Annotated in this window: 8 protein-coding genes; 6 read left to right on the forward strand and 2 right to left on the reverse strand. The window is 42.1% G+C overall.

The genetic code is table 11. The annotated features are described in order from the left end of the window. From ATS75_RS14775 to ATS75_RS20505, 3 genes are all read left to right on the forward strand, one after another. The coding region (locus tag ATS75_RS14775) for an Ig-like domain-containing protein (protein WP_152996231.1) at positions 1 to 6,540 on the forward strand (6,540 nt) is incomplete at its 5' end. Positions 6,541 to 6,686: 146 nt separating this feature from the next. Continuing rightward, positions 6,687 to 7,259: an elongation factor P-like protein YeiP gene (yeiP, locus tag ATS75_RS14780; RefSeq protein ID WP_058561198.1), complete on the forward strand. Its 573-nt coding sequence runs from the start codon at positions 6,687 to 6,689 to the stop codon at positions 7,257 to 7,259. Between the two features lie 162 nt (positions 7,260 to 7,421). Continuing rightward, on the forward strand, positions 7,422 to 7,613 hold the full coding sequence (locus tag ATS75_RS20505) for a hypothetical protein (RefSeq protein ID WP_058561199.1): 192 nt from the start codon (positions 7,422 to 7,424) through the stop codon (positions 7,611 to 7,613). On the opposite strand, the gene ATS75_RS14790 is transcribed toward ATS75_RS20505, so the two are convergent. Both ATS75_RS14790 and ATS75_RS14795 read right to left on the reverse strand, forming a co-directional pair. Continuing rightward, on the reverse strand, positions 7,610 to 9,763 hold the full coding sequence (locus tag ATS75_RS14790; RefSeq protein ID WP_414858291.1) for an EAL domain-containing protein: 2,154 nt from the start codon (positions 9,761 to 9,763) through the stop codon (positions 7,610 to 7,612). The genes ATS75_RS20505 and ATS75_RS14790 overlap by 4 nt on opposite strands. Positions 9,764 to 9,896: 133 nt before the next feature. Next, positions 9,897 to 12,617, reverse strand: a complete 2,721-nt coding sequence (locus ATS75_RS14795; RefSeq protein ID WP_058561201.1) for an insulinase family protein — start codon at positions 12,615 to 12,617, stop codon at positions 9,897 to 9,899. A gap of 173 nt (positions 12,618 to 12,790) precedes the next feature. Here ATS75_RS14795 and sixA point away from each other — a divergent pair, with 173 nt between their 5' ends. The 3 genes from sixA to ATS75_RS14810 all read left to right on the forward strand — a co-directional run bounded on the left by sixA (position 12,791) and on the right by ATS75_RS14810 (position 14,592). Continuing rightward, positions 12,791 to 13,267, forward strand: a complete 477-nt coding sequence (gene sixA / locus ATS75_RS14800) for a phosphohistidine phosphatase SixA (protein ID WP_058561202.1) — start codon at positions 12,791 to 12,793, stop codon at positions 13,265 to 13,267. A 108-nt stretch (positions 13,268 to 13,375) separates the two neighbouring features. Further along, positions 13,376 to 13,726, forward strand: a complete 351-nt coding sequence (locus ATS75_RS14805; protein ID WP_058561203.1) for a RidA family protein — start codon at positions 13,376 to 13,378, stop codon at positions 13,724 to 13,726. 128 nt (positions 13,727 to 13,854) lie between these two features. Continuing rightward, positions 13,855 to 14,592, forward strand: a complete 738-nt coding sequence (locus ATS75_RS14810; protein ID WP_058561204.1) for an SDR family oxidoreductase — start codon at positions 13,855 to 13,857, stop codon at positions 14,590 to 14,592. Positions 14,593 to 14,713 lie beyond the last annotated feature (121 nt).

Raw genomic sequence — 14,713 nt, forward strand, 5'->3', positions numbered from 1 at the left:
AGTTGGTTAAGCTTTAACAGCGCAACGGGTGAATTGAGCGGTACGCCACTGAATGAACAAGTTGGTAGTTACAGCAACCTCATTATCAGTGTGAGTGATGGCACGCAAACGCAAAGCTTAGCGCCATTTAGCATAACGGTAATTAACACCAATGATGCGCCGAGTATCAGTGGCGTGCCCGCGACGCAAGTGAACGAGGATGAAACGTACAGCTTTACGCCAAGTGCACAAGATATGGACGGTGACACATTAAGCTTTAGCATCACGAATAAGCCAAGTTGGGCGAGCTTTGATACCACAACAGGGCGACTAAGTGGCACACCAACAAATGAGGATGTGGGTACACAAGCTGGCATTGTGATCAGTGTTAGTGATGGCAGCATGACTGCAGCACTATCTGCATTTAGCTTGGAGGTCATTAATATTAATGATGCGCCTGTGATATCGGGCGCACCGAGTACAACCATAGCAGAAGACAGTACTTATTCATTCACGCCTACAATCACTGATGTTGATAACAATGTATTTGTGTTCTCCATTAGTAATAAGCCAAGTTGGCTTAATTTTGATGTTAATTCGGGGGCAATCAGCGGCACACCAACGGATGAACATGTTGGCATACAGCAAGGCATTGTAATAAGTGCATCGGATGGTACTGTGAGCGTCAGCTTACCGGTCTTTGCGATTGAGGTGACCAACACCAACGATGCACCGGTGGGACAAAACGCTGCATTTACATTGGATGAAGCACAAACATTAACGGTGACAAGTGCCACCGGCTTATTAAGTAACGCCACTGATGACGACATCGATAGCGGAGACAGCTTGTCTTTGGTTATTGTAAGTCAGCCGCAATTTGGTGAGTTATTAGCACAAGCCGATGGTAGCTTTAGTTATGCGCATAATGGCGGGGAAGATAACTCTGACAGCTTTACCTATCAAATTAAAGATAGTTTAGACGAATTGTCACCGCTTTATACTGCAACACTGACGATTAACGCCATAGCAGACGCACCAGTGGCGCAGGATGATACGGCGCAAACTAATGAAGATACCAGCATTACATTTAGCTTGACCGATAATGACACCGATGCAGAAGGTGATATGGTCGTTGCATCAGCTGCCGTGTTAGTGGCACCGACTAAAGGTAATGTCAGCATTACCAATGGTGTCGCGACGTATACTCCTACACAAAACGAAACAGGTACTGATAGCTTTACGTATACAGTTAAAGATGCTGCAGGGAATACATCAAATACTGCAACAGTGACTGTTGATATTACACCAGTCAATGATGCACCCGTTGCAGCTGCTATAGAGGTTAATACATTAGAAGATACAGCGTCTGTTGTCACCGTGCTAAGATCGCAAACAACTGATGTGGAAGATGTTATACCCACAGGTGCAATCACGGTTGTGCGCTCACCAAATAAAGGGCAAGTAAGCATTGATGAGACCGCAGGTACCTTTGTTTATACACCGAACAGTAACGAAGTCGGCCAAGACACTTTCACGTACACCATTGCAGACAGCGAAGGTTTAGCCTCTAACACCGCAACGGTGACGATTAATATTGGTGCCGTGAATGACCGCCCAGTAGTGGTTGATGATGCAGTAACTACAGACGAAGATACCGCCACGAGTATTGCCATTCTAACGAATGATTCAGACGTTGAAGACCAAGGGTTCAATGGCGCGAATGTATTGTTAGAAGATAAAGGAGATGGCGTAGGTGAATACAGCTTTGCCAGTGTGAGTGTCAATGCCGATGGCAGTTTAGCCATTACACCGAAGACAAACATCAACGGTGTTTACAGCTTTACTTACACCGTGACAGACAGTGAAGGGCTGGCTTCAGAGGCCGCGACTGTGACGCTGACAATCAATGCGATTAATGATGCGCCCGTGGCACTTGATAACACTGCGCAGCTGCAAGAGGAGGGGCAGTTTGAAGTCAATGTACTGGGTAATGACAGTGATGTTGACGAAGGCGACAGCCTCGATGTAAGCAGTGTCACGGTGGTGAGTGATGCAACGAACGGTCAAACAAGCGTTACCAATACCGGGGCAATTATTTACACGGCGAATGCCAACTTCTTTGGTAATGACAGCTTTACGTACACAGTAAAAGACAGCCAAGGTGCAGTTTCAAATGTGGCTACGGTCACGATGACAGTAACGTCAGTGAACGACAAGCCAGTGGCCAGCGCACAAGCGCAAACACTGGATGAAGACGGTTCAATTCTATTGACATTAGTGGCAACCGATGTCGACCAAGACACCTTGAGCTACCGTATTGTTGATGAAGTCACAAAAGGCAGCTTGGTACAGCAAAGTAATGACAGCTGGCTTTACACCCCAACCGCGAACGCCAACGGCGCAGACAGCTTTACGTTTGTAGCCAATGATGGTGAGGTTGACTCGGATGCTGTGACGGTATCATTAACGATAACCCCGATTAACGACCAACCAACGCTCGCAGGGCAAGCCTTGTCAACAGATGAAGATACACCACTAACAGTGACTTTATCGGGTGAAGACATTGAAGGACAAAGTCTGAGTTATACCGTGGTGACGGACGCGGTCAATGGCAGCGTAAGCTTAACGGGCAATAGTTTGGTGTACACACCAAACAGTGACTTTAATGGCAGTGACTCAGTCAGTGTTGTCGCCAATGACGGCGAGCTAAACTCAGAGGTGGCGAATATCGCCATCACAGTGACGAGTATAAATGACGCACCGTTGATAAGCGGTGCACCTGCAACGTCAGTGAACGAAGACAGCGGCTATCAATTTATTCCAACAGCGAGTGATGCCGACAACGACACCTTAACGTTTAGTATCAGTAACAAACCCAGTTGGTTAAGCTTTAACAGCGCAACGGGTGAATTGAGCGGTACGCCACTGAATGAACAAGTTGGTAGTTACAGCAACCTCATTATCAGTGTGAGTGATGGCACGCAAACGCAAAGCTTAGCGCCATTTAGCATAACGGTAATTAACACCAATGATGCGCCGAGTATCAGTGGCGTGCCCGCGACGCAAGTGAACGAGGATGAAACGTACAGCTTTACGCCAAGTGCACAAGATATGGACGGTGACACATTAAGCTTTAGCATCACGAATAAGCCAAGTTGGGCGAGCTTTGATACCACAACAGGGCGACTAAGTGGCACACCAACAAATGAGGATGTGGGTACACAAGCTGGCATTGTGATCAGTGTTAGTGATGGCAGCATGACTGCAAGCTTAGCGTCATTTTCAATTAAGGTGAATGACACAAATGAAGCACCTGTTGCACAAGATGCTACGCTGAATTTACTTGAGGATGATGCCATCACGTTCTCACCGACAATCATGGATGCCGATGGGGATGTAATAACTTTAGTTATTAACTCGCAGCCACAGTTTGGTTCATTAACCCTGCAAGGCACGTCGTTTACTTACACGCCAAACCTAAATTACTTTGGTCGTGATAGCTTTACATACTTAGCTAGTGATGGGTTAGAACAATCAGCACTGGCGACGGTAAACTTAGATGTATCTTCGGTGAACGATCTTCCGGTAGCAAACCCTGATATTTTCGAGTTTGATGAAAATGAACAAAATACTTACACGCTTGATGTACTAGAAAATGACACCGATGCTGATGAACAGCAATTAAGCATAATAGGTGCAAGCGCGAGTGTAGGATCGGTTACTATTGAAAATGGGTTGATAGTTTACACCTCTCAAGCAAGTACACAGGGAACAATCCAGATTAATTACTTGATTGAAGACCCTGACAAAGCGCGCAGTAAATCAACAGCTAGATTAACGTTAAATCAATTAGGCGATAATTTACCAACAATTGAAACTCCTCTAGATGTCGATGTTGACGCAAAAGGGTTATTCACGAAAGTTGACTTAGGTGTACCGCTAGCATCAGATAGCCAAGGGAATCGCATTGGTGTGTCTTTGGTTGATTCAAACTTGCTATTTTCACCAGGTAATCATTTGGTATATTGGAAAGCCGTTGATGGTAATGGTCTTGAAGCAATCGCGACACAAACAATTAATGTGTTCCCGCTCATTTCCTTAAGTAAAGATAGCCAAGTAGCTGAAGATCAGAATCATCGATTTAGTGTCTTTTTAAATGGTGAATCTCCAGTTTATCCGGTCGTTATTCCTTACACTGTAGCGGGCTCTTCTGATAGTTCAGATCATGACTTAACATCTGGCGAAATCGTTATCGAAGAGGGGGTTGAAGGCCGTGTGACTTTCACTGTATTTGCTGATTCAGAGGTAGAAGGCAACGAAACAATTACAGTGTCGCTCGCGGATACTATAAACCTAGGCGCTAAATCAACCACCACCATTGATATTGTTGAAGAGAATGTCGCACCTACAATTACAACATCGGTTAAGCAAGGAGACCAAATAAGAACATTGGTTACCATTAGTGATGAGCCTGTCACCATTACTGGCACCGCAGAAGATGTTAACCCCAATGACAATGTTAGTTTAAGTTGGCTTTCTGCTGATGAGACACTTACCAACATCAGCAGCAATGAACGTGAGTTTACTTTCTCAACAGAGTCTTTGGGTGTAGGCATCTATAAGGTTTCAGTTACTGCAGAGGATGATGGGCAACCACGTCTTTCATCAACAAGAGATGTCTATATTGAGGTCATCGAAGCACTTGAAACACTCTCGCAACAAGATAGTGATGGTGATTTAGTGCCAGACGATCAAGAAGGCTACAGTGACAGTGATAATGACGGTATTCCAGATTACCTTGACGCAATCAGTGAATGTAATGTTATGCAGGAGCAAGTTAAAGACAGTAATAAGTTCTTGGTTGAAGGTGAGCCAGGCGTATGTATCCGAAAAGGGGTAACAGTATCTCAAAATGAAACAGGTGGTGTACAGCTGCTTGACAGTGAGTTACCTGCTGACGATGATGCGATAAACATTGGCGGATTGTTTGATTTTATTGCGTCTGGTTTACCAAATGCCGGCGACACTTATAGTATTGTGCTCCCTCAGAGAAATCCAATCTCTGAAAACTCGGTATACAGAAAACTGAAAGACGGTGAATGGGTAGACTTTGTTACAACGGATGGAAACCAAATACTCTCGGCAGCCGGTGAGCCTGGTTATTGCCCTCCACCATTGAGTAATGAATGGACTACAGGGTTAGTTGAAGGTTCATGGTGTGTTCAACTACAGATTGTTGATGGGGGGCCAAACGATGATGATGGTGAAGCAAACCGCTCTATTGTTGATCCAGGTGGTGTCGCCGTTGTTCGTACCACAAATCAACTACCACAAGCTAAACCAGATGAAGTAACAATCGGGGCAGGAGAATCTATTACTATTAATGTATTAAATAATGATACCGACTTAGATGATGATTCACTGTTATTAACAGGTGCAACCGTTGATTTTGGTCAAGTCAGTATTGTTGACAATCAGTTGTTCTATACTCCACCAGCATCTTTTGTTGGGGTTGCGACTATTGAATACAGCATAAGTGATGGTCAAGGCGGTACATCTAACAGTACGGCTAAAGTGAACCTTGTAACTAACAACGCGCCCACAGCGGTGTTTGACACAGCTTCAACAACAGATCAGGCATCAATAGAAATAGACGTACTGCGAAATGATACCGATATAGATGGTGATGAGTTATTTATTGTCGATGCACAAGCTACACAAGGAACCGCTTCAATTAATATAAATGGTACATTGCAGTACACACCAAAAGTTGGCTTTGAAGGGGTTGATACGATTGATTACACTATCAGAGATAGTAAAGGTGCACAGTCTTCAGCACAGGTTGAGGTAATTATAAAGGCTGTTAAATCGGTTGCCATTAGTAACAAGTCATCAGGAGGGAGTATGGGAGGATTAGGGTTATTGTTAATTTCAGTGCTTGTTATTAGTCGCAGAAAATCACTGTTACCTGCTTTTGCTGTTGTCACGACGGGGTGTTTGCTCAGCTCAGGTGCAGTGGCAAACGCATGGACGTTTGAGGGAACTGTAGGTCAAGCTAAAGCCAAAACTTCCTTGCCTGCACCAAAACAAAACGCAAGTGTTGTTTTAGTTGACGATGAGGATACCAGTTGGTCATTAGGCGCTTATTATAACTTAACTCGAAATTGGCAAATGGGTTTGAGGTATATTGATTTAGGGCAAGGGCGTGTTGAGCTAACAGCAAACACGACGACGCCAAACGATATACACTCTGACTTGTCTCGTTATGTGCCTATTTTGCCAAATGGTATTGCAGCAGAGATAGGTTATCGTTTTATTCCATCAAAATCCCTTTCTTCAACGCTATTTTTGGGGGCTTATCATCATCAGTATAAAACACAAAGTGAAATGACGGGCGGGGCAATGTTAAAGTATAAAGAAACCGATACACGCCCTTATGCAGGTGTTTCCGTGGGGTATGCAGTGTATGAAAATACGGAACTATTGCTAAAATACACGTATTACAAAGTGGCTGAAAACGATGTTGGTGAATTATCTGCAGGGGTTAAAGTTGGCTTTTAGGTTAAGTAGAAGATAACTAACGCCAGTATTCTCTGGCGTTAGTTACTAGGTTGTACAAAAACTTCTGCGAAGTTACTTGGTTTTTATTGAACAATGCTGATTTCGTGGTATGTTTCTGTGGATTAATAAATTACAGGAAGACACCAATGCCTAAGGCAAGTGAAGTTAAAAAGGGTACTGCTATTGAGTTCAATAACCGCGTGTTAGTGGTTAAAGATATTGTTCGTTCTGTGCCTCAAGGCCGTGCTGGCGGAAGCTTATACCGTATGCGTTTATACGATGTAGTGACAGGCGGTAAAGTTGACGAAACATTCAAAGACAGTGACATGCTTAAATTAGCTGATTTAATTCGTCGTGAATCAATGTTTTCTTACATTGATGGGGATGAATATGTGTTTATGGATAATGAAGATTACACACCATATAACCTAAATAAAGATGCTATCAGTGAAGAAATCTTGTTTGTAAACGAAGAGACACAAGGCGTTCACGTAATTGTTATTGATGGCGCACCTGTCGGCTTAGATTTACCATCAAGTGTTGAGCTGGTTGTAGAAGAAACAGACCCTTCAATTAAAGGCGCTTCAGCGAGCGCTCGCTCAAAGCCAGCGCGATTATCAACGGGTTTAATTATTCAAGTACCGGAGCATATTTCTACGGGTGATCGTATTCGTATTAATACTGCTGAGCAAAAGTTCATGGGCCGCGCTGAAAAATAAATTAGCAGTTTAGTGAAGATATACGAAAGCCGCCTTACTGTCGGCTTTTTTGTTTCAGTATCATTTTAGAAAATGACAGCTATTTAGAATCAAAACTTTTAATCAACCTATGGATTGGGTAAACTTCGCGCTCATTTATTAACCACCCTAAAGAGGCCCGCTTTGTATTTTGTGATCAGCGTCGTGTTTATCGCCATTATGTATTTAGACGTGAATAAAAAAGGCATGCCTGTTAAGCGTTGGGTTGTACTGGCAGGGTTACTCGGGCCCATAGCCTGGTACTTATTTAACGTTCACTATCGTAGAGCATTACTTCGCACTGTTGGCGCTGATGCGTGTGTCTGGCGCCCTTAAGCTTGGTGAATTAAGCTAGGTTGTGAGTCGCTGTATTGTTTCTTCAAAAACGCAGTGAACTCAGTTTTTGAGAGTGGTTTAGAGTAATAATATCCCTGCATTGTTTCGCAATTGAGTTGCTCTAGCACTGTAATTTGTTTGGCTTGTTCCACCCCTTCGGCAACCACATGTAAATCAAGGTTGTGAGCGATTGTGACGATTGAATCAACCATGTTGCGGCCACGCTCAGTTTCCATATCATCAATAAAAGCTTTATCTACTTTTAGTGTGTTGAGTGGAAATTGTTTTAAATAGGCCAGTGAAGAATACCCTGTACCAAAGTCATCCATTGCTAAATGAATTCCTCGTGCGCTTAATGAGCGCATAATAGAAATCGCGTCTTGTGGGTCATCCATTACTGTACCTTCCGTTATTTCAAGCTCTAAGAAATAAGACGGAAGTTCATTTTTTTGCAAAATGATATCAATACGTGTGGTTAAATCAGGCAAGCTAAATTGTTTTGCTGATAGGTTAACTGCAACGCGACCATTAAATAAGCCGGCATCTAACCACTCTTTTACATCGCGACACGCTTTGTTGAGAACAACCTCACCGATTTCAATGATTTGCCCGGTTTCTTCTGCGATAGGGATGAATACGCCTGGGCTAATAATGCCTTTTTTAGGGGTGATAAAGCGAACGAGCGCTTCCATACCGGTAAACTTACCCGTGCGAATATTCATTTTAGGTTGGTAATACACTTCAAAGTGGTCTTCTTTTAAACCAAAACGCATCAAGTTTTCGATTTGTAAGCGTTTTACTGCTTGGCGATTCATGGTGTCATTAAAGAATAAGTAGCTATTGCCTTTCTTTTTAGCGTGATACATCGCGGTGTCCGCATTTTTTAGCAGTATTTCAGGGGTGTTGCCATCCTCAGGGTACAGCACAATGCCCAAACTTGATGTAATTACTAATTCGTGGCCTGCCATTTTAAAAGGAGTCGCAATGGCTGCTAAAAATTGTTTAGCCATACGTGTGATGGTGTGAATATCATTAGTCCCCGACATGACCAACGCAAATTCGTCGCCACCCAAGCGGTAAAATACATCTTTTTCACGAGTGAGCTTGTTTAACCGCATTGCTAGTTTTGCTAGAAGACTGTCGCCTAATTGGTGTCCTAAGGAGTCATTTATTTTTTTAAAATCATCTAAATCAAACACCAATAACGCATGATGATCATCTTTCTTAGCTAATTTTTTTAAGTCAGTGAAAAATAAGTTGCGATTAGGAAGACCCGTCGTTCTGTCTCTATTGGATAAATTATGCAGTTGAGACTCTGCTTTTTTACGTTCAGTTAAATCAGAATACACAACGACGTAGTTGCATACTTGGTTGTATTCATTTTTAATTTCGTCAATAGAAATTTCAAAGGGCAGTATTTTACGCTCACCATTGCGTAGTTTGACTTCTTGCTGCCAATGCTCGGTGCGTCTAACGGTGTCTTTTATTTCTTCGATGTAGCTTTCTTCATAACCCACGAGTGAAAATGACTTATTTAAATAATGCTCTCGAGTACCACCAAACTGGCTTAAAAAGCTGGGGTTTAGGTCAACAAGGTTAAAGTTTCTATCATAGATAGCGAGGGCGTCTGTCAGTGATTCTACACATTTTGCGAATAAGTTAAGACGCGCTTCAGTAGACTTTAAACGAGTGATATCGCGAACGGTCCCTGTCATTCTAAGCGGTTTTAAGTTGGCATCTTTTTCAATGATTTTTCCACGGTCGAGTACCCAGCGCCATCGATCAAAACTATCCTTTATCCGATAGCTGGCCTCAAAAAAAGCGCTCTGTTCAGCAAAATGTTGTTTTAAAAGTAGCTCGACATTGGGTAAATCATTTGGATGTATAAGCGATTTATTAGGAGGGAAGCTCTTTTGGGTATCACTGTTCATCATATACTTGTCGTTTATGCGTAACATCTCACCTGTTTTTACATTCCAATCCCATAGGGTATCTCCACTGCCTTCAACGGTACTTTTTAAGCGGTGTTCTGATAGTCGTAGTTGCTTACGTGATCGGCGAAGTCTGTGAATGGTAAATAACAGGTACGGCAAAACCAGTGCAACAAATGCACTGGGTATATAAAATTGTAAGGTTTTTTGATCAAACATTTGACCGCTATTAGCCAAAACGCTAAAGCTTAAAACAAGGCTTACAAGTAATGTCAGGTTGAACGTTATTTTTATTATCATTATGCACTTCTTTAGTTTGCACTTGATAATCTAAATGAACGCTTTGGTTGTGTCAAAGGGAATGCGAGGAAACTGAATCTTTTGCAAGTTTCTTTGCCTTAGGGTAACTCAGTAGCTCATATCTTGCGCGATCATCATCAAAGGTTTCACGCATATATGTTTTGATTTCATCTATTGTCAGTGCCTCAAGCGCGCTCAACAGCTTTTTTTGCATGTTAAATGTGTGATCTTGATTTCCAATTGCTAACCATAAACGTTGTGAACGAAGTCGTAAATTTTTGTCTTTTTCAGCAATATGTGTTTTGAGGCCGTGTTTTTGAATTTGCCATTGTGCTTCGTCTAATTGATTTAAATTTTCTAGCGCAAGGGTTATAAATTCATTATGGCGTGCTAGTAAGGTTGATGGGCAATAGTCTGGTGATTGCACGTAAAAGGCAATGCCTGCTCGTGTATTAAAAGGTGCGTACCCAGCGCCAACGAGGTAGCCTAGTTGTTGCTTTGTTCGTAGCTCATTAAAGTAATCTTGGTTGATCAGGTGATTTAGCGCCATCATTTTTATTTTTTCACTTACTTCAGCACTCTGTGCTTGATAATAAATGACCATTGCATTGTCGCTGCAGTTTAACTCAAGCTCCACTCGAGACACTTTTTCTATTACGTGCAATGGGCGTGTTAAATCTTGAATCGTTGCTGATTTGGCTAAGTGGTTAGCGACTTCTTTTTGAAACTCAATGGCATCTTTTTCTTGCCAATTTCCATGTAAAAAAGACTCCACATGCAGGGCATTGAAAAACGCTTTTCTAAAGCAATTAAATTGATGGAAACTGGTGTCTTTAAGTGCGTTGGCAAGCTGATCTGGTTGCGGGTTCCATGGCATAACTTTAGCACCAAGAACACTAAATAACTCACCCACAGGTTTATTGTGATTACTATTTCGCCAATGCCTAACTAGCTGTTTTTTATATTCAGCAAAACGCTTAGCGCATATTTCAACGTTAAATAATGCGCTTAGTAACTCATTAACTAATGCCAATTGGCTCGAAGATAAACCTGCGGTATGAAGGGTTAAACCACCTTGGTGTGATGTTAAATGGTAACTAAGCCCAGCTAATTCTGCAGGGTAAAATTGCTCAGCGACACTATCCATAAATAAGTCAGCGAATAAACGAGTGAGTGCCATATGCTTAATATCTTTTACGGCACAATGAGAGTCCATAGCTAGGTAAAAGTGACCTTTAGCGACGCGAAATGTATTGTCTTGTTTAAACCAAAAATCAAAGCCCGGTTCTTTCACCAGTAACGTAGGTTGGGTTTTAGGATGCTCAACATCTAATAAGGTTACGTCTTTTGTTAAATACGGGTTCGCTGTGGGCAATAGCATGTGTGGCAAAGGCGTATTTATTTCAGTTAGAGCATCAAGCCAGCAGCTTGAAAGTTCTTCTACCCGATACGGAGTGTGGTACCACTGTGTTTTATGCTCAGGTTCTACATCAGGATGAATAAGTACCAAACGCATATTGCGAGGAGTGAGCCATTGCATCGCAGTGTCATGTGCGCGCAGATTAAACCCCTCCATTAAGTAATCACCTTGCACGTAATTGGCTTCATCGTAGTGCTGCATATTAATACTTAAGTTACTGACCCAATCTATTAAGCGCGCTTTTTCTTGGTTATCAAATGCAATTTTCAATAGGTTTTTTTTATCTTGGTAGAGCCTTGGGAGCTTTTGCGTATTTTGATTGATTAGACAAATATATTCGAAAACCATTTCAACAATGTCTTCGTAATACTCAATGCCTTCATCAGTCAACGCCATGCTTATATTGAAGTCTTTAAAATTACTGCCGTTTATGCCGCCACCGGCAGATAATGCATTGATCCAACCTTGCTCTTTTAAAATAGAGTAGAGCGAACCTTGCCCTTCATACCCGAGTAAGTGAGCAATAAAACTCACCGTTTTATGGCGATAAAACTCATCAATGTTTGGCATAGCAAAACTTACAATTAGTTTCTGCATATGTTTATGAGGTTCAATATGTAGCACTTTACAAAGATCTTGCTGGCGATAGAGCTCAGCTTCGATGACAGGTTTGTTTTTATCACTGCCTTTTATATCGCTAAATAAAGTGGTAACCCATTTTTGCATTGAGGCAATATCAGCATCAGAGCACAGCACTAGCGTCATCCATTGTGCTTGATAAAAGCGGTTAAAAAAATGGCGCAATTCATCGCTAATACATGTTTCACGATCGGCTAATGTTTGTTGGCTACCAACTGAAAATTTTGCAAAAGGGTGGGCGGGGTTAACGGTTTCTTTATGAGCTTGATAAATTCGGCGGCTATCATCTTTTATTTTTAACTTAAATTCAGCATCTATGGCGTTGCGCTCTTTTTCTGTTTCGGCAGGGCTTAATAAAGGCGCGATAAAAAAACGGCTAAATTGTGTTAAGGCATGTTCAAACTCTTGGTTGTTTATATCAAAAAAATAACAGGTATGCTCAGTCCCAGTCCATGCATTGGTATTGCCGCCCGCTTGAGAAACAAAATTACTAAAACTATTTGATTCAGGAAATTGATCAGTGCCTAAGAAAAGCATGTGTTCTAAAAAATGTGCGAGACCTTGCCTATCAAGAGGATCGTCAAAATGACCTGCATTGACAGCCATCGACGCAGCAGCCTTTGTCGAATCTTTATCTTGCACTAACAGTACTTTTAGACCATTGTCCAGTGTTAGGGCGTGGTATGTTCTGTTATCATTGCGGCTGATATTCAAATGATGCTCCTGAAAGTCGCGTTTATCTGTTCTAAATGGTGATATGCTCAGGTATGTTTTCGCATTGCCTTTAAACCTGAATATCATGCGCGATAGATGTTGCTTTGTTTTAATATAGCGGACAAACTGGCAAACTGGCTACTGTTTTATATTCTTTAATCGGTTGATTTTTTATGAAAACAATTCTAATAATGCGCCACGGCGAAGCAACACCGATGCAAGCTGACGACACAACAAGAAACCTCACTTTAGTTGGTCAGCAACAAGCTGAAAAAATGGGCATGTGGCTTCAGGCAACCCATAAACCAACGGCTTTGTTAGTGAGCCCTTATGTCCGTGCTCAGCAAACAGCAACGGGTGTTAAAAAACATAATGCATTTACGTTTGAAGAAACATGCACAGACATCACTCCTGATGGAAACCCTCAAATTGCTGCTGATTACCTCGAAACTCTCATTGCAATGCACCCAGAGTGTGATACCTGGTTGGTTGTTGCTCATATGCCGATTGTGAGTTACTTAGTCGATCAGTTGAGCCAGGGTAATATGCCTATTTTTAACACGGGTGGGGTTGCTGTTATTAGCTACGACGATACAACTCAGAAAAGCCAATACCTAAGTATTCACGCGCCTGCAAGTGTGCCTGTTTAAACCTAAACTTTCAGTAAAATGTGCATTAATTAATTTCAATCGTAAAACTAACCTTTCCCCTCTATTTTTTGCTAAATTACTGCCACACTAATTAAGTTGAGAATAACAATGACTATTGAACGTCTTCAAACGGGTGCACGCATGAGCCGCATCGTAAAACACAACGGTACTGTCTATTTATGTGGTCAAGTGTGCGCAGATGCTGAGCAGAGTATAAAAGAACAAACACAAACTATGCTTGATAAAGTAGAGGCATTGCTTGAAGAAGCGGGTAGCTCTAAATCGCATATGCTCAGTGCCACTATTTATGTAAAAAGCATGGAATACTTTGCTGATATGAATGCTATTTGGGATGCATGGGTGCCTGAAGGATATGCACCTGCCCGTGCATGTGTTGAAGCTAAAATGGCTCGTGATGCGTTACTTGTTGAAATTTCAGTTATCGCAGCGCTTAAATGACCCTGTTATTGAACGGCGAATAATCGGATTTGCTGTTCAATCAATCGCTATAATTCCATATACTGTATACCTGTTACTGCCATTATCGTTTTGCTATTAAAGCAAACCTTCTTTTGAAAGGACTGTGTATGAAAGACAACCCCGTAGTACTCATTACTGGCGCCAGCCGAGGAATAGGAGCTGCAACAGCGGTGTATTTTGCACGCTTTAATTATGATGTCTGTATTAACTATAAAGATAACGTGACACAAGCAAATGATGTTGCTCTGCAAGTGCGTAGTTTGGGTGTGAGAGCTGAAGTAGTTCAAGGTGATGTATCTAATGAAGGTGACGTCGTTGCTATGTTTGCTAAATTAGATCATCTCTTTGGCAAGATTGATGTTCTAATAAATAATGCAGGCATTTTAAAGCCTCAGATGAGCTTGCTCGATATGGATGCTGCACGCATTAATGACGTATTGAGCACGAATGTGACTAGCGCTTTTTTATGCTCGCGTGAGGCGATTAAACGCATGAGTACGGGTGGCAGTATTGTTAATGTTTCGTCCAGAGCATCATGTACAGGGTCTCCACACGAATACATTGACTATGCTGCATCGAAAGGGGCAATAGATAGTTTAACGATTGGCTTAGCAAAAGAAGTGGCTAAGCAGGGTGTGCGTGTAAACGCGGTCAGACCGGGATTGATTTATACAGATATGCACCGAGATGGTGGCGAGGCTGGTCGTGTCGATCGCTTGAAACATAACTTGCCATTAGGCAGGGGCGGCTACCCAGAAGAAGTTGCTGCTGCAATATATTTTTTAGCTTCAGCGCAATCATCATTTACAACAGGCGCTTTTATTGATGTGGCTGGAGGCTTATAAACAGAGTAAAACAGATATAAAAGGCTGTTAGTTAGATTTCCTCTACAGAACCTAAACCCACTTAAGATAGAAAGTGAACATGTTATCAATCCACAACTTATAGCAGCTCGTACCTTATTAA

This window comes from Pseudoalteromonas sp. H105 (genome assembly GCF_001469215.1).
Lineage (GTDB): Bacteria > Pseudomonadota > Gammaproteobacteria > Enterobacterales > Alteromonadaceae > Pseudoalteromonas.

Coding starts and splice junctions, on each gene's coding strand:
- ATS75_RS14805 (WP_058561203.1), top strand. CDS start 13,376: ATGACTATTGAACGTCTTCAAACGGGTGCACGCATGAGCCGCATCGTA.
- sixA (WP_058561202.1), top strand. CDS start 12,791: ATGAAAACAATTCTAATAATGCGCCACGGCGAAGCAACACCGATGCAA.
- yeiP (WP_058561198.1), top strand. CDS start 6,687: ATGCCTAAGGCAAGTGAAGTTAAAAAGGGTACTGCTATTGAGTTCAAT.
- ATS75_RS14790 (WP_414858291.1), bottom strand. CDS start 9,763: ATGTTTGATCAAAAAACCTTACAATTTTATATACCCAGTGCATTTGTT.
- ATS75_RS14810 (WP_058561204.1), top strand. CDS start 13,855: ATGAAAGACAACCCCGTAGTACTCATTACTGGCGCCAGCCGAGGAATA.